The sequence below is a fragment of the Massilia sp. TSP1-1-2 genome (assembly GCF_049896185.1).
GTDB lineage: Bacteria > Pseudomonadota > Gammaproteobacteria > Burkholderiales > Burkholderiaceae_D > Telluria_A.
In genome coordinates this window covers 46,746-66,813 of sequence record NZ_JAFCTU010000009.1, presented here as the reverse complement: position 1 = coordinate 66,813, position 20,068 = coordinate 46,746, and the positions used below count along the sequence as shown (strand labels likewise).

The window sequence follows — 20,068 nt, the reverse complement described above, 5'->3', positions numbered from 1 at the left end:
TGCAAGCGAGAAATGCTCAGATAACGGCACTGCGATGCCACCTCAAGTCGATGCGACCGGCGGCATGCATCCCAGTGCGATGATCGCGGCCCTGCCGAGGCGCCCACCCGGCGCTGGCGAGGGCTACCATTTCTTTTTTCCGGAGTTTGCATGTTCAAGAAAACAATCCTGGCGCACGCGCTGACCGTGGCCTTCATGGGCGCCGCCCTGACCGCGGGTGTGTTCAACCCTGCCATGGCGCAGTCGAACGCATCGGGCACCATCTTCGGCGACGCTACCGTCGGCGGCGCTTCGGTCCTGGTGCGCAACCTCGACACCAACTTGCAGCGCCGCGTGACCGCGGACGCCTCGGGCCGCTATCAGGTGACGGCGCTGCCCGTCGGCCGCTACAAGGTCGAGGTCATTCAGGGCGACAAGGTTGTCAATACCAGCGAAGTCGATGTGATCGCCGGCCAGGGCGCCGAAGCGTCCTTCGGCAGCAAGATTCAGTCCGTCAAGATCAGCGGCCTGCGTACCCGGATCGACGTCTCGAACACCAACAACGGTTCCAACTTCACGGCCAAGGAATTGGCCCGCCTGCCGATCGCTCCTAGCCTGGACGCCATCATCCAGCTGGCGCCGAACACCACGCGCCCGGATTACCGCTACCTCGGTTCCAGCTTCGGCGGCAGCGGCCCGTCGGAAAACTCGTACTACATCAACGGCTTTCCTGTCACCAATGCACTGACTGGTCTCGGTTCGTCGGAGCTGCCGTTTGGCGCGATCGCCCAGGCGCAGATCCTGACCGGCGGTTTCGGCGCGGAATTCGGCCGCTCCATCGGTGGCGTGGTCAACATTACCACCAAGAGCGGCACCAACACCTGGGAAGCGGGCGTAATGGCCAGCATCACCCCTAAAGCGCTGCGCAACAAGTACGAAGACATGTACTACGGCTATACCGGTACGGCTTCCAACAAGGGCACCGACGGCACCATCTTGCAGCGCCGCGAAAACAACACGCGCCAGGACCACCGCGAAGGCGCCTACGTGGGCGGCCCGATCATCAAGGACAAGCTGTTCATGTTCGTGGCGATCGAGCAGAACACGACCGACCAGGAGCGCGTTGCGCGCCTCAGTTCGGAAACCCCGAACGCCATCAGCAAATGGGGCTGGGGCGACGTGCAGGACAAGGCCACGCGCGCCCTGGCCAAGATCGACTGGAACATCAGCGACAGCCACCGCCTTGAATTTACCCACATCTATGACAAGGCCGAGCGCGACGCTTACTACTACGGCTACAACTACGCCACGCGCATGCATGGCTCGGCGGTCAATTCGGGCGAACACTACGTCAACGATCCGGCCAACAATACGGGCGTCGGGTCGCGCACCAACCTGATCAAGTACGTCGGCAACATCACCGAAAAGCTGACTGTCACCGCAGTAGGCGGCAAGCTGACGTCGCCGCACACCAACACCTATGACGGCTACGACGTCTACAATCCGACGTCGGCGATTCCGCAAGTGTCGTCCGTCCTCAAAACCCGTTACATACCGCTGCTTACCTCCTATATTACCAACCAGCCAATCGCCGGCAATATCCTGCCGGCCGGATCGTATGACACCGTCAAGTCGCTGCGCCTGGATCTGGAATACAAGATGGGTGACCATACCATCCGTGTTGGCGGCGACCAGAACAAGCTCGATTCGGTCGCCGGTTTTTTCCGTGCAGGCGGTAGTACCTATACCTACCAGTTCCAGGAAAAAGCTGGTGCGGCGCCACTGGTGGGCTCGGGTCCGACCCCGATCAATATCCGCACCGTGGGCACCAGCCCGGTTGCTGCGGCCGGCTACTGGGTCAGCCAGACCATTTTCAACAGCGGCACCAAGATCGCTTCCGAGCAGACCTCGCAGTTCATCGAAGACCGCTGGCAGTTCAGCAAGAACTTGCTGATCTCGCTGGGCCTGCGCGACGAGCAGTACAAGAACATCAACAGCGAAGGCGATACCTTCCTGGACATGAAGAAGCAGTACGCGCCGCGCCTGGGCGCTGCGTGGGATGTGCACGGCGACGCGTCGCTCAAAGTATTCGGCACCGCCGGGCGCTACTACTTGCAAGTGCCGACCAGCATTTCGGTGCGCGCGCCTAGCCGCTCGATCAACACCACCCAGGCCTTCACCTACACCGGCCTGGACGCGAATGGCGCTCCGACCGGCCTGGTGGCGCTGGCAGCACCGTTCTCGGCCAATAACGAGTACAACCTGCCCAAGGATAAAACCTCGCTGGCGGCAGTGGGCTTGAAGCCCAACTACCAGGACGAGATGACGGTCGGCTTTGAAGCGGCATACTCGCCGTCGCTCAACTACGGCGCCAAGGCTACTTACCGCACGCTGCGCCAGACGCTGGACGACAACTGCGATCCGCGCATCTTCACGCGCTGGCTGGCGGTCCATCCTGAAGTCAACGCGTCGAAATTTCGCGCACCGGGCTGCAAATTCCTCAATCCCGGCGTGGCCAACGACTTCCTGATCGACTTCCAGGATGCCGACCCTGCGCTGGCCGGCAAGGTCTACACCCCGGTCCACCTGACCAAGGAAATGATCGGCCTGCCGAAGGCGGAGCGCAACTACACGGCGGTCGACCTGTTTGCCGAGCACCCGATGCGCAATGGCTGGTATGGCAAGATCAACTACACCTGGTCGCGCAGCAAGGGCAACACCGAAGGCCAGAGCCGTTCGGACAATGGCCAGAACAACCCGGGCGCCACCACCACCTGGGACCGCGCCGAATTGGCCGAGTACTCGAACGGCTTGCTGCCGAACGACCGTACGCACCAGGTTAAGGGTTTTGGTTTCTACCAGCTGACGCCGCAACTGACCGTTGGCGGCAACTTCCTGCTGGCCAGCGGCCGTCCGCTCAGCTGCATCGGCAACCACCCGACCGATACCGCCTACCAGTCGAACTACTTCTACTGCGCGGGCAAGCCGGCGCCGCGCGGTTCGCTCGGCCGCCTGCCGATCGATCGCCGGCTCGACGTGAACGTTGCGTACATGCCGGAAGCGGTCAAGGGACTGGCGCTGAAGGTGGACGTGTTTAACTTCTTCAACCGTCAGACCGTGCAGGCTTACAACGAGACCTACAACTCGGCCACCGACGTGGTCAATGCCGGCTACGGCCGTGTATCGAGCTATGCCGATCCACGCTCGGTGCGCCTGACGGCCGAGTACAACATCAAGTTCTAAGCTGCGGCCTGGCTTGATAAAAACCGCCGGCGTTTGCCGGCGGTTTTTTTTCGCCGCGCGCGTGCGCCGGTGACAAAGCGTGTACCTGTTGGCAGCCGGTTCATGGCAAGATGAGGGACCTGAACCATCAAACAAGCAATGAAACTACCCGCGGCAGTCCGCCTTTCCCTCCTGGTAGCCCTGGTGCTGTCATCCGGCGCGCACGCCGCCCCCGACAAGTCTGCCGAAGAAATCAAGCGTGGCGTCGCTGACGCCGTGCGGCGCTATGCGAACGCCATTTCGTGTCCCGGTGTGAAGGTGCGCGCGGAAGATGTGCTGGCGCTGGTGCCCGGCGAGGATGATGAGCGCCGCTTGTCCAAATACGCCGTGTTGTGGAGCGGCGACCTGGGCTGCTTCGGCGGGCCCGGGATCGAAGCGACGCATCTGGCCGTTGCGACCATCAGCAGCGGCAAATATATCGTCGACCCGCGCCTGTCGTCGCCGGTCATCGAGTTCGACAGTCCGGTGCGCTATGTCAAGCGGGTGGTCAGCTACAACGAGGACAGTTTAACCTTGCAGGGCAATGTATACGGGCCGCAGGACAAGATCGGCAACCCGACGATACCGGTGCGCTTTACCGTCAAGCTCGACGACAAGGGAAACTGGAAGATGACGGACAAGCGGGTGTTGCCGCTGGGGACCGTGGGTGGCTGAAGTTGGGGGGAGATCAAGCCCGCATCGTCGTGCGTGCAAGGTTGCCGAGGGCGAGGGTGTTGCAACACGCGCGTGTTGCAGAACATTGCGCGGCCGCTCGATGTTGCTAACCTCGAGAATACCCACTACATCGTCCTCGCGTGCGAGGCTGTAGCAGAAAGGGCAGCAGTGCCGCAGAGTTACATCGTCCTCGCGAACGCGGGGACGATGTTGTTTGGGGTTTCTGGTTCTCAATTGTTGCGATTTTTTAGTGGCCAGTTGGTCCTAAAGTGTTTTGCAACACCCTCGTGCGCGAGGACGATGTAGGGGAATGCTATTTCAAAGCAGGGCGCCGAGATACTTGCCGGTCACGCTGGCGGGATTGTTCGCCACGTCTTCCGGCGTGCCGAAGGCGATGATCTGCCCGCCGCCGGCGCCGCCTTCCGGTCCCAGGTCCACAATCCAGTCCGCCGTCTTGATCACATCGAGGTTGTGCTCGATGATGACCAGCGTATTGCCCTGGTCGCGCAGGCGGTGGATCACCTTGAGCAGCAAATCGATGTCGTGAAAGTGCAGGCCCGTGGTCGGCTCGTCGAGGATGTACAGCGTGCGCCCCGTATCGCGCTTGGACAGCTCGAGCGACAGCTTGACGCGCTGCGCCTCGCCGCCCGACAGCGTGGTGGCGCTCTGCCCCAGCTTGATGTAACCGAGCCCCACATCGAGCAGCGTTTGCAGCTTGCGCGCGATGACCGGCACCGGCTTGAAGAATTCATGCGACTCTTCCACCGTCATGCCCAGCACTTCGGTGATGTTCTTGCCCTTGTACTGCACTTCCAGCGTTTCGCGGTTGTAGCGCTTGCCGTGGCAGACGTCGCACGGCACGTACACGTCCGGCAAAAAGTGCATCTCGACCTTGATCACGCCGTCGCCCTGGCACGCTTCGCAGCGCCCGCCCTTGACGTTGAACGAGAAGCGCCCCGCGCTGTAGCCGCGCTCCTTGGCCGATGGCACGCCGGAAAACAGATCGCGGATCGGCGTGAACAGGCCCGTGTAGGTGGCCGGGTTGGAGCGCGGCGTGCGCCCGATCGGGGCCTGGTCGACCGAGATCACCTTGTCGAAGTGTTCCAGGCCGCTGATGGCATCATGCGGCGCCGGTTCGGTCTGCGAGCCGTACAGGTGGCGCGACAGGGCCGGGTACAGCGTATCGTTCACCAGCGACGACTTGCCCGAACCGGACACGCCCGTCACGCACGTCATCAGCCCTACCGGCAGCTTGAGCGTGACTTTTTTCAGGTTGTTGCCGGTGGCGCCAGTGATCAGCAACTGGCGGTTCGGATCGGCCACGTGGCGCTTTTTGGGCACCGCGATCTTGAGCGAGCCGTTCAGGTACTTGGCGGTCAAGGACTTCTTGTTCTTTAAAATCTGGGCCAGCGTGCCTTCGGCGATGATTTCGCCGCCGTGCACGCCGGCGCCAATGCCCATGTCGACGATGTAGTCGGCGGTGCGGATCGCGTCTTCATCGTGCTCGACGACCAGCACGCTGTTGCCGATGTCGCGCAGGTGCTTGAGCGTTTCGATCAGGCGGTCGTTGTCGCGCTGGTGCAGGCCGATCGACGGCTCGTCAAGCACGTACATCACGCCCGTCAGGCCCGAGCCGATCTGGGAAGCCAGGCGGATGCGCTGCGCTTCGCCGCCCGACAAGGTGTCGGCGCTGCGGTCAAGCGAGAGGTAATCGAGGCCCACGTTGTTGAGGAACTTCAGGCGCGAGATGATCTCCTTGACCACGCGGTCGGCGATCTCCTTTTTGGCGCCCTTGAGGGTGAGCTTTTCAAAAAACTCCAGGCAGTCGCGCAAGGGTTTGCGCGCCACTTCATAAATGGCGCGCTGCTGCTTGCCGGTGCCGACCTTGACATGGCGCGCCTCGACGCGCAGGCGCGCGCCATCGCACGCGGGACACTGCTTTTCGTTGATGAACTTCGATAGTTCTTCCTTGACCGCCATCGAGTCGGTCTCGCGGTAGCGGCGCGTCAGGTTGGTGATCACGCCTTCGAAGGTGTGCTCGCGGATCACGGTGCGGCCACGCTCGTTGACGTAGGTGAACGGGATGCTGGTTTTGCCGGAACCGTACAGCACCGCCTTTTGCGCGTCTTCGGAGAGCTTGTCGAATGGCGTATCGATGTCGAATTCATAGAATGCGGCCAGGTTCGACAGCATCTGGAAATAAAACTGGTTGCGCCGGTCCCAGCCCTTGACGGCGCCGGAAGCGAGCGACAGGTTGGGAAAGGCGACGATGCGGCGCGGGTCGAAAAACTCGATGTGGCCCAGGCCGTCGCAGTCGGGGCAGGCGCCCATCGGGTTATTGAACGAGAACAGGCGCGGCTCAAGCTCCTGCAGCGAGTAGCCGCAGGCGGTGCAGGCGAACTTGTTCGAGTAGACATGTTCGGCGGCGCTTTCCATGTCCAGCACCACCGCGCGCCCGTCGGCCAGGCGCAGCGCCGTCTCGAAGCTCTCGGCCACGCGCTGCTTGATTTCCGGGTTGACCTTGATGCGGTCGATGACCACGTCGATGGTGTGCTTTTCGGTCTTTTTCAGCTTGGGCAGGTCGTCGATCTCGTAGATCTTGGCCGCGTTGGTGCCGCTCTGGATCCGGAAGCGCACAAAGCCGTGCGCCTGCATCGCCTCGAACAAGTCGGCGTGCTCGCCCTTGCGGTTGGCCACCACGGGCGCGAGGATCATCAGCTTGGCCTCTAGCGGCATGTCGAGCACGGCGTCGACCATCTGCGAGACGGTTTGCGCGGCCAGCGCGTTTTCGGGGTGGTTGATGCAGTAGGGCGTGCCCACGCGCGCATACAACAGGCGCAGGTAGTCGTGGATTTCCGTAACCGTGCCGACGGTGGAGCGCGGGTTGTGCGAGGTGGCTTTCTGCTCGATCGAAATGGCGGGCGACAGGCCTTCGATCAGGTCGACGTCGGGCTTTTCCATCAGCTGCAGGAACTGGCGCGCATAGGCCGACAGCGACTCGACATAGCGGCGCTGGCCTTCCGCATACAAGGTGTCGAACGCCAGCGATGACTTGCCCGAGCCGGACAGGCCGGTGATCACGATCAGCTTGTTGCGCGGCAGGTCGAGATTGATGTTCTTGAGGTTGTGCGTACGTGCGCCGCGGATGCGGATCTGTTCCATGTGATGTGCCTTAAACGGGTCAGCTACTACTATAGCCGTGATTCGGGTGCGACGTCCGGCCGCCACGATTGATATGTTCGCGGGTTCGGCAAAGGCGTTCTGATCCTGGTCAGGAAAACGTGAGGTTGAGTACTGTATATAATACCAGTATTCGTGCTTCAGGCAAACGGCCGCACGCGTTTGCTCTCCTCAGGGCGCTTCTGCCATAGGCGGTTTCCCGTCCAGCTCTGCTTGCAGTTGCAGCTTCAACTGCACCAGCTCTGGCGATGGCGGCCGGCTGACTGTCACGTACAGCAGTGCAAGGGCGGCAACGGACACAATGGCGGCCGCGGCGGCGCGCTTGGCTGCGCTGTGCTCGAAACGGGTGACGGTGAACACAGCGCCGATCAGCGCGCCGGCGAGCAGGCCGCCAACGTGGCAAGCGTTGTCCACGGCCGGGTTGAGCGCGCCCAGCACCAGGTTGATGCCGATGGTCTGGGTGAGCGGGCCGGTGAGGCGAACCGCCTCGCTTTGTTCCTTGCGCAGCCAGGCGATCAGTGCGTGAGCAAGGCAGGCGCCGGCAATACCCATCAGCGCGCCGGACGCACCGGCCGAGACCTTGAAGCTGGTGTACCACAGCGCGCTGGCCAGGCTGCCGAACAAGCCGGACAGCAGATAGATCAGCGCAAAGCGGGCGGAACCGAATTCGCGCTCGACGATACCGCCAAGCATCAGCAGCATGTAGCAGTTCAGCGCCAGGTGAATCAAGCCAAAGTGCAGGAACATGCTTGAGAGCAGGCGCCATGGTTCGCCCGTCAGTGTCAGCGGCGCAAGGTTGGCGCCCCAGCGGATCATTCCGACCGTGTCGGGCGACATCGGGTCGATGCCTTGCAACAGCTGGATGGCGAACAGGACAATGTTGAGTCCGAGAAAGACGAGAAAGACGGGGGGAGCGTAGCGCGCCGGTTGAGCAGAATTCATGGTGCCTTCGTAAAAAAATTGCTTGGTGGCAGCAGCGCCGCCAGTACGGACGGCCATGCCTATTATTGTTGCAATGTTATCATTCGTGTCGCTCTGGACGGGGAAAGTTGTCCGGCGACGGCGTCGGGAGTGTTCATTACCCGCCCTCAATTGGGGATGGCTGGCTTATAATCATCGTCTGGGAAAAAATTATTGTGCCGCGGTGACAACTGCGGTCCTACAGGAGTTATACATGGCATCAGTCAACAAAGTCATCATCGTCGGCAACCTGGGGCGCGATCCTGAGATTCGCTACATGCCAAGCGGTGACGCTATCGCCAACATCGCTGTGGCCACCTCGTACAAGTCGAAAGACAAGAACACCGGCGAGCAAAAAGAGCTGACCGAATGGCACCGTATCTCGTTCTTTGGCCGCCTGGCTGAAATCGTCGGCCAGTACCTGAAAAAAGGTTCCTCGGTCTACGTCGAAGGCCGCCTGCAGACGCGCAAGTATACCGACAAGGACGGCGTCGAGAAGTACGCAACCGACATCATCGCTGAAACCATGCAAATGCTGGGCGGACGCCAGGGCATGGGCGGCGACGGCGATATGGATGAAGGCGGCTACGATGCCCCGCCGCAGCGTCAGGCACCGCAACGCCAGGCGCCGCCAGCGCCAGCGGCGCGTCCGGCGCCGAAACCGGCGCCGAATTTCTCGGATATGGATGACGACATTCCGTTTTAAATCGGGAATGTGTGTTTTTTGTTGATTGAAGCCTGTTTTCCGAGAGGAGAACAGGCTTTTTCTTTATCCGCGACACTTCAAGAACTGTTGGCGCGTCTGACGACGACAAGTTTCCTTCAATGTAGTAGATCGCTGGCAACCATTGCAGGCAAAGTGTCCAAAGGCAGTCGGTGCAAAGTATTTCATAATCTGATGGCATTATGATGTTAGAAATAAAGCACAAGAACGAACCCTAAATTCCACCACAACAACCAAGATCAGGACATAATTTGTTCAAAAAACACACCCGACAAGTAGTCTGACACAGGGGGCTAACGAGACCCATGCTAAAACAGCGACCTACTTTTGTATGTTCTGCTGCGTCGACTCGAACAAGATCACCAATTTCTATGGCAGGGTGGCACAAGAGTCCATCTTTGAACGATTTGGCTACACGGAAGACGATGGCTCGCCTATCGATCTCGTGAGCCACAGCTTGCGGCACTACCTCAGCATGCTTGCTGAAATGGGCGGACTCAGCAGCGCTGAGATTGCGATTTTTGCGGGCCGCAAAGATGTCCGACATAACCGGGCGTACGACCACATGAATTCGGACGAGGTACAGGCACCCATCAGCCAAGCTCTTAAAGCGGGCTTCACAGCAAACATCGTTCCTGCTGCTGGCTCGAGAGAACTGATCCTGCGCAGCGCGTTCAAGGGAATAGGACTCGTCGCCGCCCACACTACAAACTATGGCTGGTGCACGCACAATTTCGCAAGCGAGCCATGTCAGCTATATCGGGACTGCATCAATTGCGAGGAGCAGGAGTGCGTCAAGGGCGAAGATCACAAGACCGCAAATCTTCGCTCGCTCAAAAGCGAGACCGAGTACCTTTTGAACCAAGCGCGGGAAGCTCTGGACGTTGAGGAGTATGGCGCCGACAACTGGGTGGCGCACCAGACGAGGACATTGGAGCGAATGAACTTTCTGCTTTCAATTATGGAAGACCCTGCGGTTCCAGTCGGGGCGCGTGTGCGGCTCAGCGTAGCAAACGCCTTCCTGATTACCGCGACGTCAAACCAGTCCACTGACGTCCTCAATGTCATTGAACATCGCGAAGGGAAGCCGAAGAAATGAAGAAGACTCGCGCCCCTGACCTGACTGCTGAGCGCATCCAGGTAGTTCTTGATACCCTTGACTGCTGGGGGTTGATGTCCTGCAGCCGGCAAGTCGCCAGCAGGCTTTGCACACTGCCGATGTGCTTGGCGCCCAACTCAGCCCAGTTGAACAGCCGGTTCTTTTTACTCATCGGATCATTTGCAGGGAGCGCGCTCGAGGTGGTTCGTGTCGATCGATAGCTCTGGGTCATCCAGGTAAGCCGACAGGCCGACCCTTGCTGCGCGCCTGGCGGATCGCTTCGCCGAAGGCCGGGATGTGTTCGATCAGCAGGTTGCTGTCGGGATCGAACAGACGTACCGTGAACAAATAGGCTTGGCCGGGCACGCGGTTATTGCGGTAAGTGCTCATGCGGTAAGTGCTCATGCGGGCCAGTGTGCCCGCTGGCGCCGGATGCGGCGCCGATGCGCTCAAACGGATGGGGGAACGAATCGGGCGCGTGCGCGGTCGCGCTTTATTTGGCCATGAGCGCGAGCTGGACGAGGATCGCATGAGCTGCCTTGACGCGGGCCGGAATCGGGTAGTTCCTGTTCGAGAGCAGCACGATGCCGATTTTTTTCTGCGGTACGAAGACGATGTAATTGCCGAAGCCATCCGTCGAGCCCGTCTTGTTGAACAAGGTCGGAGTGGCCGCCGCGTGTGGCCGCTCCAGCCGTAGCGCCGGGTTCGGATCCATGATCATGTCGTACGCGTTTCCGCTTAACAGGTCATCCAAGGTGACGGGGTAGGGATACTGCTCCCATCCGAGGCCCTGCACCATGGCGCCGGACTTGAAGTAGCCCACGTGCGTGCCCGCGAGCGCACGCTGCATCGGTTTTGGCAGGCCCGCAGGATCGATGTTCGCCTGCACGAAGCGGATCATGTCGGCCGCGGTCGACGTCAAGCCATAGTTTTGCCTGGCCAGCACGCCGGGGTTCATCCGGACCGGCTTGCTCTCCTTGTTGTACCCCCATGCGTAACGGCCCATTTCGCTGGCCGGCATCTGGAAATAGGTATTCTTCAAACCGAGCTGGGGAAACAGCTGCCGTTCCATGGCGTCGGCAAAGTCGGCCTTCAGGGCCAGTGCGGCGAGGTGCCCGAACAAGCCCAGGCTCGCGTTGGAATAGCGGCGCTGAACGCCAGGTGCCGCGTCCGGCTTCCAATGCTGAAAATAGTCTGCCATGGTGGCGTCGGTGACGCTGTCGGGAAACTGCAGCGGCAGCCCGCCAGCTGTAAAGGTGCCGAGATGGAGCAGGCTGGCCTTGTCGATGGCGCTTCCCTTCAACTGCGCCATGTACGTGCTCGGGTGCTCATCGAGCGACAGCTTGCCCAGCCCTTGTGCGTAAGTCGCCAGGGTGGCCGTCAAGGTCTTGCTGATGGAGCCGAGTTCGAACAGCGTTGCCGCGTCTACCGGCGCCCTGCTTTCTTTCGAGGCGACGCCGTAGTTGAAGACATAGGCCTGGCCGTCGATCGTGATGCCGACCGCCATGCCGGGCACGCCGTGCTCTGCCATCAGGGGATGGATCGCCGTGTCGACCATGGCCCGCAGCTTGGCCGGGGCCTCTGCCGCCCAGCCGGGTGCGGACAACAAGCAGGACGTGACAAGGACTGTTGCCGTGCGTTTGAGGCTTTTTGACAAGATGATCAAGTGAGTTCCTTTTTGCAAAATGTTGATCAGAGGGTGTCGAGGCGCCCTGCCAGATCGGACAAGAATGCCGCTTTGGCGCGCGGCCCTGCGGCGCTGTTTTCCTGGCGCCGGTCGAGCACGAGGCGGGCAAAAACCACGGTGCGCTGTCCCTTCTTGGCCCAGCCGACATACCAGCCGTACTGGTGCATTTCGTCATCCTTGCCATTTGGCAGGACCGGGCTTGCGGTACCGGTTTTGCCGTGGACTTCCCAGCCATTGGCCAGCATCACGCGCGGCATGATGCGAGCTGTCATGTCGAGCGCGTTTGCGCTCACGGGAAGTCGCCGATTGAGCATATTTCTCAGGAAAGCCACCTGTTCCACCGGCGAAATTTTCAGGCTTGAAGCGACCCACGACATCGTCAGGCCGTTATCCTTGCCGGGGTCTCCGGACACATCGCGATTGCCATAGCCGAAGCGCGTCACATAGGACTGCAAGCGCGCCTGGCCTAGTTGCGCGGTCACTTGCTGGGCGTACCACAGCACGGAATTCTTGAGCCAGCTCGTGGGGTCAGTTTCCGCGCGCCAGGATGGGATATCGCCGGCGTAGCCGGGCTTGAATGACAATGCCGGGGCATGTTCGTCGCGCAGGATGCCGCTGTCATAGCCCATCAGGCTGACGACGATATTGAAGGTCGATGCTGGTGTCACGCGCTCGTCGCACCGGCCTTCGTCGGCCAGCCGCTGGCCACTGTCCGCGTCCGCCATTTCCGTGCAAGCGAACAGCTGCGCGGCCTCGTCATGCCGGGCGAGCGCAGGCTGGAACGCAAGGCTGCCCATGACGACGCCGGCCATGCCGCCGATCGCGGCCAGGCGTGCCCAGCGGCCGCGGGCGGGGGCGGCTGGCGTACGGATGAGCGCGATCCGCTCCGACAGCGAACTGGGGCTGACGCCGCCAAAGGCCAGGGCGGCGCTCGCGGCATGGCGCTGCAGTGTCAGCTGCGCCACGAGCGCCGCCGCATAATCCTTGCGCTCGGAGCGCGAGCGGCCGCGCAACACCTCGCGGTCGCAACCGAGCTCCTGGGCCCAGGACAGGTTTTCGCGCAGCATGCGCATGAAGGGATTAAACCAGAACAGGGTTTGAAGGACGATGCCGGCGCACATCCATTGCAGGTCGCGCCGCCGCCAATGGGTCAGCTCATGTTCGACGATCAATTGCTGCTGTGCCGAAGCGAAGCTGCGCAGGTGCTGCGGCAAGAGCAGGCGCGGCCTGAACAGGCCAAACAGCATGGGCGAGATGGGCGCGTCCACTTCGATGACGGCCAGCCCGGGCGCGTGCGGCAGCGCTGGGGCAGGAGATCCGGCGGCGGCCAGGCAGTGCAGCATGCGCCGCGCCCGCAGCAGGGCGATGAGCACATGGCCAAGTCCGGCCAGGTAGATCAGCAACCATGCGCGCGCGGCATTGGCGAGCATGGCGCGGGCCGGATCTTGCGGTTTTTGCACGGCAGGCGCGGCGCCGGCAAGCGGCCCTGAGGCAGCGGCAACCGGGACCGGCGCGAACGCTGTTGTACTGTCGATGTCGATCGCCGGCACCAGCCGCAGCCGTTCGCTGTGCGGCAGCAGGATGACCAGGAAGACCGCCACCACAGTCAACTGGCCCAGCATCCACAGGGAACGGTGCGCGGATGAATCGGCCAGGCGATGGCACAGCGCGGTCAGTGCCCACACGCCCATCCCGGCGGCGAGACAGCCGCCACTGGCTAACAGGAAGCGCAAACCAAGCAAGTCGATGGCGCTCATTTCGCTTCGTCGCCGCCTTCGGGCCAGTCGTTGAGAAGCTGTTCCAGTTGCGCGAGCTCGGCGTCGTCTACCAGTTTGCTGCCTGTGAACATGGTCACGGGCAGGGGCGTGTCCAGCTCCATGACGCGCTTGCCGAAGTCATGCGCGAACGCGGCCAGGGTGTCGACCTTGTCGAGCGCTGCCTCGTACACCTGGACGCCGTGCACGGCCAACCGGCGCACCGAACCCTTGTCGAGCATGCGCTCGAGCGTCTTGCGGGTGGACGAAAACGACCAGCCAAGTTCGTCAGCTACCTGATCATGGATTTCGCGCGCGCTGAGCGGTTGCTGTCGCCAGAGCGACTTCAGCAAGGTCAGTTCAGAAATCGAGGGAATTGCCATGGTTTGCTCCGCGTGCGACAGTTGCCAATATTGTGCGACAACTGTCACATCCAAGTCAACAGGCGATGTGGGATTTTTCTACGTCTGGCGATGAGATGAAGATGGTCCATTCATTTTTTCAGGATGTGGTTTCCATTAGTTCCTGCAAAACTTCCAAAGCAAGATAGCGATCACTCCTGCCTGTGCCTCGCTGATGATTGTTATCGCCGCAGCGCAGGCGTAAAAAAGCCCTGCAACTTATTCACTTGCAGGGCTTTTTGTTTCCTCGGCCGGGACTGCGCTTGCTTTAGAAGCGGTAGCCAACGCCCAGCGCTACCATCGTCGGATCAACCTTGAGCTTGCTCACGGTGGTGCCAGCAACGATCACGTCGCTGCGAATATTGACGCGCTTGACGTCCAGGTTGAGTGACCATTTTTCATTGATTTTATAGTCGATACCAGCCTGCAAGGCCAGTCCGACGCTGTGGCTTTCCAGGTCCCCTGCGCCATCTAACAAGTTCACGCTGGAAATGCGCGTGAAGTTGACGCCGACGCCCACGTAAGGCGTGAACTGGCCGATCGCATCGAAGTGGTACTGACCGAGCAGCGTTGGCGGCAGGTGCTTGAAGCTGCCGGCCAGCGCGCCGTCGATGAACACGTCATGTTCTTGCGGGTAGGTCAGCACCAGTTCGGCGGCCAGATGCGGCGTAAAGAAGTAACTGATGTCGAGTTCGGGAATGGTCTTGTTCGACACCGAAATGCGGTCGGACGCGCCGACGCCGGCGATCGGTGTGGATTTGTCGGCCGGATTGAGGTGGGCGGCGCGCACCCGGACCAGCCAGTCGCCGTCTTGCGCATGGGCGCTCGTGCCGATCGCACCGAGCAGGCTGAGGGTAATTGCAATAAGGGAGCGCTTGATCATCATGTTTTCCTAGTTGTGGGTTGTTGCTTGTTGGTATGTGCTACAGCTTATTGATGTAGCTCAACTAAATCCTTGATGTGTGTCAAAATTTTTGATAACGCATGAAAACATGTATCACATCGCGCAAGGCCGCTGCGAGGCGGGTTTTGTTGCCCGCAAGCCTGTCCCACTCCCTCCCGACAAGTTTCGCTTCCTCATTACCGCCAAGAAAGTAATAATGTGGGTCGTGCCTCAGGGTGGAAAAATGACGTCGGCGAACAAACTACGATGGATGACGGGCGCAATGCTGCTCTCGCTGCTGGCCTTGGCCGGCGCGGCGGCCTACCTTGCCTTGCACCGCATTTTCCAGGTCGACGAAGCGCAAAACCTGTTCATGACGCATGTCGTGGCCACGCACCAAAGCGATCTCTATTTTTCCAATGCGCTGCTGTGGATGCTGGGACCGATGTCGGCGCTGGTGAGCGCGCAGGAGGAATCATTCAAGATATTCACGTCGGCGCGCCTGCTGTTCCTGGGCGTGTTCGTGCTTAACATCTATTTGCTGGCACTTAATACCGGCCGCAAGCTGACGTCCTTCGCCGGCGTCGCAGCCCTGTTTGGCGCGGCCACGCTGGCGCCCTTGTGGGATTACGGGTTTGAAATCCGGCACGACAACCTGATCCTCACCGGCCTGCTGCTCATGTGGTGGCTGGGCCGCACCGCGCCGCGCGGGCGCTGGTCGTACGTCGGCCTTGGCGTGCTGTCGGTGTGCATGCCGTTCCTGAGCTTGAAGGCAATCGTTTATGTAGCCCCGCTCAGCCTGGCTTTCCTGGTGCTGCCCCCGCCTGCCCACGGGCAAGCCCGCGCGCCCCTGCTGGGCGCTTGGCTGCTGGGCGCGGCTGGTGGGGCCGTGGCGGTGGCGGCGGCCTATCTGGTGTCGGGCGCGTGGCCGGTGTTCCTGGCCGGCTTGCAGGCGGGCGCGGCCAGTGGCGCTGCCGCCGTCCGGATGGATCCCGAGATGGCGCTGGGGCGATTGCCGCGCCAGGTTCCGCTGCTGCGCGAACTGGTGGCCATGGCCCTGTGCTGGGTTGTGGTCACGCTGTGCCGTGAACGGCGCGCTGCGCTCACCTGGGACGGCCTGCTGCCCGAGGCCTTGCTCACGCTAGGCAGCTATGGCGCACTGCTGATCAATCCGACGCCTTTCCCTTATAACCTGGTGAACCTGGTGCCGTTCGCCTATCTGCTCGCGTTTCGCTTCGGCGCGCCGCTGGTCGCCTTTGACTGGGGTTGGCGCCATGCGGGCGCGGCCCTGTTTGGCGTGCTGCTGCTGTGGCAGGTGCTTCCTTTTGCCGACGCCACCCGCAGGCACTTCGCCTACACCAACGAGCGGCAACAAACCTTGATGGCCGCCGCCGAAGCGCTGACCGATGCGCGCAAGGACCGCGTCTACGACGCCATCGGCATGCTGCCCACGCGCGCAAGCATCGGCTACAACTGGTACAACCATACGCTCAACAAGGCCGCCTTTGCCAATGGCAGCATCGCCTCGGTGGCCTCGATGCTGAACGCCCACCCGGCCTCGGTCATCATCCGCAGCTACCGGACCAATATGCTTCCCGACACTGGCTGGCAATTCATCGAGCAGCGCTACATTGCGCTGAGCGATGATTTCTGGCTGCTGGGCGGCGTACTCGCGCCCGGCGGGGGTAATTACACGGTGCTGCACCCCGGCCGCTATCTGGTGATGCAGTCCGAACAGGGGCGATTGCTGCCACTGCGCGGCGCGCTGGTCGCCAACAAACCGGTCGCGCAAGAACCGGTGGAACTTGCCGTGGGCAGCGTCAGCATCGCAGCGCCGCCTGGCGTGCGTCCGGCCGTGGTGTGGGTCGGCCCGCGCCTGGCCACGCTGCCGGCCATCGGCCCTGGCTATCATGATCGCTTGTTCATCAATTTCTACTGACCCATGCGCGCCCAAGCCTGCCTTCCGCTCGTCTCGATCTGCATGCCCATCTACAATGGCGGCGCCTATCTGGAGCTGGCCATACGCTCCGTGCTGGAACAGGGCTATGCAAATCTGGAACTACGGATCTTCGACGATTGCTCGACCGATGGCAGTTGGGAGCGGCTGCAGCAGATCGGCGATGCGCGCGTTATCCTCGAACGCAATGCGTGCAACCTGGGGCCGGAAGGGAACTGGAACCGGGCGCTGGGCGCGGCGCGCGGCAAGTACGTCAAGCTGTTCCACCAGGACGACTTGCTGCTGCCCGGTTGCCTGGCCGCGCAGGTCGACGCGCTGGAGCGCCATCCGCAAGCGGTGCTGGCCTTTTGTCGGCGCGATATCATCGGTCCGGACGGCAAAAAAATGCTGAGCCGGGGCGCGGGCCTGGACGACGGCCTGGTCGCGCTCGATGCGGTGGCGCGCCGCTGCGCGCGCCAGGGCACCAACATCATCGGCGAGCCGAGCGCGGTGCTGATGCGCGCCAGCAGCGCTGCCGCTGCGGGCCGGTTCGATGCATCGATCGCGTATATGGTCGACCTCGATTATTGGCTGCGCCTGATGGCGCAGGGACCGGCCTGGTACAGCGATGCGGCGCTGGCCGCGTTCCGCGTCTCGCCCGGCCAGTGGAGCGCGGCGATCGGCAAGCGCCAGGGACGCCAGTTTTCCCTGTTCCTCGACCGCCTGGCCCAAGGCGTGCTGCGCGGCCATGGCGCACTGGTCGCGTACGGAAAGCTGCGCTCGCACCTCAACGGGGTGCTGCGTTCCATCCTGTACCGGACTTTATAGGAGTGTGCCCGTGGTAGTATCCGCAACAATTTACCGCACCTTCTTGCGCCTGGTGCGCTTTTCAATGGTCGGGTTTCTCAATACGCTGGCCTCGTACGCGGTCTTCGCCCTGTTTATCCGGATGGGATGCCATTACACGATCGCCACCCTGGCCGCCTACACAGTGGGAATGCTGATGGGATTCAAGCTGCACGGCGCTTACGTTTTCGACCATCCGGGAGACCATCGCTTTTTGCGCTTCACCTTGATTTCGCTGGCCCTGTTCGCCTGCAGCCTGGGCATCCAGGCGCTGGCCAGGACCATCGTCAATGATTACCTGGCCGGCGCCATCGCGGCGGCGATCACGATACCGGTGTCGTTCCTGTTGAACCGCGCTTTCGTGTTCCATGCACCCGCGCCGCCCGACCAGGACCGGTAGATTGTCTTCGATTCACACGCCACAGAATGGGATGCGTATGCAAATGCTGTTTTTGTATGTGATGCAAAAGCTGTTGACCCGCAAGAGGAACAAGATCATCCGGGCCAATCTCAGCGACGACATGTTGGTCATCGGTGACTTTGGCTGCGGCCATTTTGCGAACAAGTACGCCAACGTCCTGGTCGATTTCGCGCAGAGCGACGACGTGCAGCGCGGCGGCTTCAAGGTGGCGAGCGGCGCCAAGACGCTGCCCTTCCACGACCTGAACCTGAACCAGTTTCCCTATCCGTTCAAGGAAAAGCAATTCGATTTCATCATCTGCAGCCACGTCCTCGAGCATCTCGACGATCCGGTGCGCGTCTGCGCGGAGTTTTCCCGCATCGCCAAAGCCGGCTATATTGAAGTGCCCAACTACAGCGCCGATCTGTTCGTCAGGAACAACGATGTCATTCACAAGTGGCTGTGCGCGTTCGGCGCCAAATCGGGGTCCCTGATGTTCACCGACCGCAAGTCGTTCTTGAGCGCCTTTCCGCCGGTGGCAATCAATATCATGCTGCGGTTTTACCTGCAGCTGACCAACGTTCAGCTGGTCTGGCGCGACAGCATCCGGGCCGAGTATGCAACCTTCAGCGCGGCGCCTTCGGCCACCACCGTCACCAGTTCACCCAGTTCACCCAGTTCACCCGGTTCACCCAGTTCACCCAGTTCACCTTATGAATGACGCCATCGCCAATCGCACCAGGCTGCACATCGTCGTGCCCTGCTACAACGAGCAAGACGTGCTGCCGGAAGCGGCGCGCCAGTTCGACGCCGTGCTCGAGCGCCTGATCGGCAAGGGCATGATCGGCGCCGACAGTGGCATCATTTTCGTCGATGACGGCAGCGCCGACGCCACCTGGTCGCTGATCGAACACGAGGCGCGCACCCGCAGCAGGGTGGCCGGCCTGAGCCTGTCGCGCAACCGGGGCCATCAGAACGCCGTGCTGGCCGGGCTGCTCGCGGCCGATGGCGACGCCGTCGTAACCATCGACGCCGACTTGCAGGACGATATCAATGCGATCGACACCATGGTCGAGCGCTACCTGGACGGCTACGACATCGTCTACGGCGTGCGCGCGGACCGTTCCACCGATACCGTGTTCAAGCGCCGCAGCGCCTCGTTTTTTTATCGGCTGCTGGCGTTTTTTGGTGTGGAACTGGTGCACAACCACGCCGATTTCAGGCTGATGGCGCGCTGCGCCGTGGAAGCCTTGCGCGAATACCGCGAAGTGAACCTTTACCTTCGCGGCATCATACCGCTGCTCGGTTTTCGCACCACCACGGTCGAGTACGCGAGGAAGGAGCGCTTTGCCGGGGAATCGAAGTATCCGCTCAGTAAAATGCTCAAGCTCGCGCTGCAGGCGATCACGTCGTTCTCAACCGTGCCGCTGCAAATGATCACGGTCACCGGTTTTCTGGTGTTCGCCGGCGCCATGGCGGCATCGGCCTATGTGCTGTGGGGGAAATTGTTCACCGATGATATTGTGCCGGGCTGGGCGTCCACGGTCTTGCCCATCATGATGCTCGGGGGAATTCAGATCCTGGCGATCGGCGTGATCGGCGCCTATCTCGGCAAGATCGTCGACGAGGTCAAGTCGCGCCCCCGCTACGTGATCGACAGGGTCACGCAGCCGAACATGCCGCCACCGCCGCGCGGCGGGCGGCGCAAGGCTGACCGCGCGGCGGCGCCGGATCGCACTGCCGACTCAATCGGACGGCGGCCCTGACGACGTTGGCAGGCGCAGCAAGAACATGCTGACGGCGGCGCCTGTGCTCACGATCAGCAGGCGCAGCCAGAGCGACTCGTAGCGCCACGCCGCGTACGCGAGCGAGCTCCACATCAAGACCAGCGCCAGCACCTTGGCCCTGAAAGGAATGCCGCGGCCTTCCTCGTAGTTGCGCAGGTAGCTGCCAAACAGCCGGTGGTTCAACAGCCAGTTGTGCATGTCCTTGTTGCTGCGCGCGAAGCACGCTGCGGCCAGCAAAAGAAAGGGCGTCGTCGGCAGCAGGGGGACGAAGATTCCGATCACGCCAAGCACGATGGCCAGGATGCCGACAGTGGTCAGGACGATTTTCACCAGCGCCTGTCTTGCGTGAGGGCGGGAAGGGGGCGGGTTACAGAGGAAGTGATCGGGCCGGCTGTGAAAGTACGCATGTTCATTCCAACAATGTGGCAAGGGTTGCAGAAGTGTAAAACGTTTCACGCGTTTGCACACGAATCGCGGCCCCATCCACGGTGTTTCG

General features: G+C 61.6%; 17 protein-coding genes and 1 pseudogene. 9 read left to right on the top strand and 9 right to left on the bottom strand.

Annotation, left to right across the window (positions count from 1 at the left end; translation table 11 throughout):
* Positions 1-150: 150 nt before the first annotated feature.
* Together ACP7BV_RS09920 and ACP7BV_RS09915 are read left to right on the top strand one after the other, a co-directional pair.
* Positions 151-3,222, top strand: coding sequence for a TonB-dependent receptor (locus ACP7BV_RS09920; protein ID WP_426103647.1), 3,072 nt, complete (start codon positions 151-153; stop codon positions 3,220-3,222).
* A gap of 138 nt (positions 3,223-3,360) precedes the next feature.
* A complete protein-coding gene (locus ACP7BV_RS09915; protein WP_426103646.1) occupies positions 3,361-3,915 on the top strand; it encodes a hypothetical protein in 555 nt (184 codons plus the stop codon).
* 318 nt (positions 3,916-4,233) lie between these two features.
* Here ACP7BV_RS09915 and uvrA read toward each other — a convergent pair whose 3' ends face one another.
* On the bottom strand, positions 4,234-7,077 hold the full coding sequence (gene uvrA, locus ACP7BV_RS09910) for an excinuclease ABC subunit UvrA (protein WP_426103645.1): 2,844 nt from the start codon (positions 7,075-7,077) through the stop codon (positions 4,234-4,236).
* 189 nt (positions 7,078-7,266) lie between these two features.
* Entirely contained in the window at positions 7,267-8,037 is a 771-nt protein-coding gene (locus ACP7BV_RS09905) for a rhomboid family intramembrane serine protease (RefSeq protein WP_426103644.1), read from the bottom strand.
* 232 nt (positions 8,038-8,269) lie between these two features.
* Between ACP7BV_RS09905 and ssb the strand changes: the two genes are divergently transcribed.
* Together ssb and ACP7BV_RS09895 are read left to right on the top strand one after the other, a co-directional pair.
* The gene (gene ssb, locus ACP7BV_RS09900; protein ID WP_426103643.1) at positions 8,270-8,761 is read left to right on the top strand and encodes a single-stranded DNA-binding protein; all 492 of its coding nucleotides are present in this window, start codon (positions 8,270-8,272) and stop codon (positions 8,759-8,761) included.
* A gap of 349 nt (positions 8,762-9,110) precedes the next feature.
* Positions 9,111-9,878 carry a hypothetical protein gene (locus tag ACP7BV_RS09895; RefSeq protein WP_426103642.1) on the top strand — a complete coding sequence of 256 codons (768 nt, stop codon included), beginning with the start codon at positions 9,111-9,113 and terminating at the stop codon, positions 9,876-9,878.
* A gap of 228 nt (positions 9,879-10,106) precedes the next feature.
* Here the strand turns inward: ACP7BV_RS09895 and ACP7BV_RS09890 are convergent, their stop codons facing one another.
* The 6 genes and pseudogenes from ACP7BV_RS09890 to ACP7BV_RS09865 all read right to left on the bottom strand — a co-directional run bounded on the left by ACP7BV_RS09890 (position 10,107) and on the right by ACP7BV_RS09865 (position 14,603).
* Positions 10,107-10,283, bottom strand: a complete 177-nt coding sequence (locus tag ACP7BV_RS09890; RefSeq protein WP_426103641.1) for a hypothetical protein — start codon at positions 10,281-10,283, stop codon at positions 10,107-10,109.
* 88 nt (positions 10,284-10,371) lie between these two features.
* Positions 10,372-11,535: a class C beta-lactamase gene (gene ampC, locus ACP7BV_RS09885; protein WP_426103762.1), complete on the bottom strand. Its 1,164-nt coding sequence runs from the start codon at positions 11,533-11,535 to the stop codon at positions 10,372-10,374.
* A gap of 35 nt (positions 11,536-11,570) precedes the next feature.
* Positions 11,571-12,377 carry a class D beta-lactamase gene (gene blaOXA, locus ACP7BV_RS09880; RefSeq protein ID WP_426103761.1) on the bottom strand — a complete coding sequence of 269 codons (807 nt, stop codon included), beginning with the start codon at positions 12,375-12,377 and terminating at the stop codon, positions 11,571-11,573.
* A gap of 69 nt (positions 12,378-12,446) precedes the next feature.
* Positions 12,447-13,256: pseudogene (locus ACP7BV_RS09875) on the bottom strand (M56 family metallopeptidase); the annotation flags it as partial.
* Between the two features lie 62 nt (positions 13,257-13,318).
* Positions 13,319-13,702: a BlaI/MecI/CopY family transcriptional regulator gene (locus ACP7BV_RS09870; RefSeq protein ID WP_426103640.1), complete on the bottom strand. Its 384-nt coding sequence runs from the start codon at positions 13,700-13,702 to the stop codon at positions 13,319-13,321.
* A 286-nt stretch (positions 13,703-13,988) separates the two neighbouring features.
* A complete protein-coding gene (locus ACP7BV_RS09865) occupies positions 13,989-14,603 on the bottom strand; it encodes an OmpW/AlkL family protein (protein ID WP_426103760.1) in 615 nt (204 codons plus the stop codon).
* A gap of 217 nt (positions 14,604-14,820) precedes the next feature.
* On the opposite strand from ACP7BV_RS09865, the gene ACP7BV_RS09860 reads away from it, so the two are divergent.
* From ACP7BV_RS09860 to ACP7BV_RS09840, 5 genes are read left to right on the top strand one after another with little or no spacing between them, the layout of a single operon-like run.
* Positions 14,821-16,542 carry a hypothetical protein gene (locus tag ACP7BV_RS09860; protein ID WP_426103639.1) on the top strand — a complete coding sequence of 574 codons (1,722 nt, stop codon included), beginning with the start codon at positions 14,821-14,823 and terminating at the stop codon, positions 16,540-16,542.
* A 42-nt stretch (positions 16,543-16,584) separates the two neighbouring features.
* Positions 16,585-17,367 (top strand): glycosyltransferase family 2 protein, encoded by a 783-nt coding sequence (locus ACP7BV_RS09855; RefSeq protein ID WP_426103638.1) that lies wholly within the window; start codon positions 16,585-16,587, stop codon positions 17,365-17,367.
* A 10-nt stretch (positions 17,368-17,377) separates the two neighbouring features.
* On the top strand, positions 17,378-17,785 hold the full coding sequence (locus ACP7BV_RS09850; protein ID WP_426103637.1) for a GtrA family protein: 408 nt from the start codon (positions 17,378-17,380) through the stop codon (positions 17,783-17,785).
* A 31-nt stretch (positions 17,786-17,816) separates the two neighbouring features.
* A complete protein-coding gene (locus ACP7BV_RS09845; protein ID WP_426103636.1) occupies positions 17,817-18,506 on the top strand; it encodes a class I SAM-dependent methyltransferase in 690 nt (229 codons plus the stop codon).
* Positions 18,499-19,551 carry a glycosyltransferase family 2 protein gene (locus tag ACP7BV_RS09840; RefSeq protein WP_426103635.1) on the top strand — a complete coding sequence of 351 codons (1,053 nt, stop codon included), beginning with the start codon at positions 18,499-18,501 and terminating at the stop codon, positions 19,549-19,551. The genes ACP7BV_RS09845 and ACP7BV_RS09840 overlap by 8 nt, the downstream gene beginning before the upstream one ends.
* Here the strand turns inward: ACP7BV_RS09840 and ACP7BV_RS09835 are convergent.
* The gene (locus tag ACP7BV_RS09835) at positions 19,531-19,902 is read right to left on the bottom strand and encodes a YbaN family protein (protein WP_426103634.1); all 372 of its coding nucleotides are present in this window, start codon (positions 19,900-19,902) and stop codon (positions 19,531-19,533) included. The two genes, ACP7BV_RS09840 and ACP7BV_RS09835, sit on opposite strands and share 21 nt — an antisense overlap.
* Positions 19,903-20,068 lie beyond the last annotated feature (166 nt).

Excerpts from the sequence above, each read along its gene's own strand:
- ACP7BV_RS09920 (WP_426103647.1), top strand. The coding sequence starts at position 151 with ATGTTCAAGAAAACAATCCTGGCGCACGCGCTGACCGTGGCCTTCATG.
- ACP7BV_RS09915 (WP_426103646.1), top strand. The coding sequence starts at position 3,361 with ATGAAACTACCCGCGGCAGTCCGCCTTTCCCTCCTGGTAGCCCTGGTG.
- uvrA (WP_426103645.1), bottom strand. The coding sequence starts at position 7,077 with ATGGAACAGATCCGCATCCGCGGCGCACGTACGCACAACCTCAAGAAC.
- ACP7BV_RS09905 (WP_426103644.1), bottom strand. The coding sequence starts at position 8,037 with ATGAATTCTGCTCAACCGGCGCGCTACGCTCCCCCCGTCTTTCTCGTC.
- ssb (WP_426103643.1), top strand. The coding sequence starts at position 8,270 with ATGGCATCAGTCAACAAAGTCATCATCGTCGGCAACCTGGGGCGCGAT.
- ACP7BV_RS09895 (WP_426103642.1), top strand. The coding sequence starts at position 9,111 with ATGTTCTGCTGCGTCGACTCGAACAAGATCACCAATTTCTATGGCAGG.
- ACP7BV_RS09890 (WP_426103641.1), bottom strand. The coding sequence starts at position 10,283 with ATGAGCACTTACCGCATGAGCACTTACCGCAATAACCGCGTGCCCGGC.
- blaOXA (WP_426103761.1), bottom strand. The coding sequence starts at position 12,377 with ATGGCCGGCGTCGTCATGGGCAGCCTTGCGTTCCAGCCTGCGCTCGCC.
- ACP7BV_RS09870 (WP_426103640.1), bottom strand. The coding sequence starts at position 13,702 with ATGGCAATTCCCTCGATTTCTGAACTGACCTTGCTGAAGTCGCTCTGG.
- ACP7BV_RS09865 (WP_426103760.1), bottom strand. The coding sequence starts at position 14,603 with ATGATCAAGCGCTCCCTTATTGCAATTACCCTCAGCCTGCTCGGTGCG.
- ACP7BV_RS09860 (WP_426103639.1), top strand. The coding sequence starts at position 14,821 with ATGTGGGTCGTGCCTCAGGGTGGAAAAATGACGTCGGCGAACAAACTA.
- ACP7BV_RS09855 (WP_426103638.1), top strand. The coding sequence starts at position 16,585 with ATGCCCATCTACAATGGCGGCGCCTATCTGGAGCTGGCCATACGCTCC.
- ACP7BV_RS09845 (WP_426103636.1), top strand. The coding sequence starts at position 17,817 with ATGCGTATGCAAATGCTGTTTTTGTATGTGATGCAAAAGCTGTTGACC.
- ACP7BV_RS09840 (WP_426103635.1), top strand. The coding sequence starts at position 18,499 with ATGAATGACGCCATCGCCAATCGCACCAGGCTGCACATCGTCGTGCCC.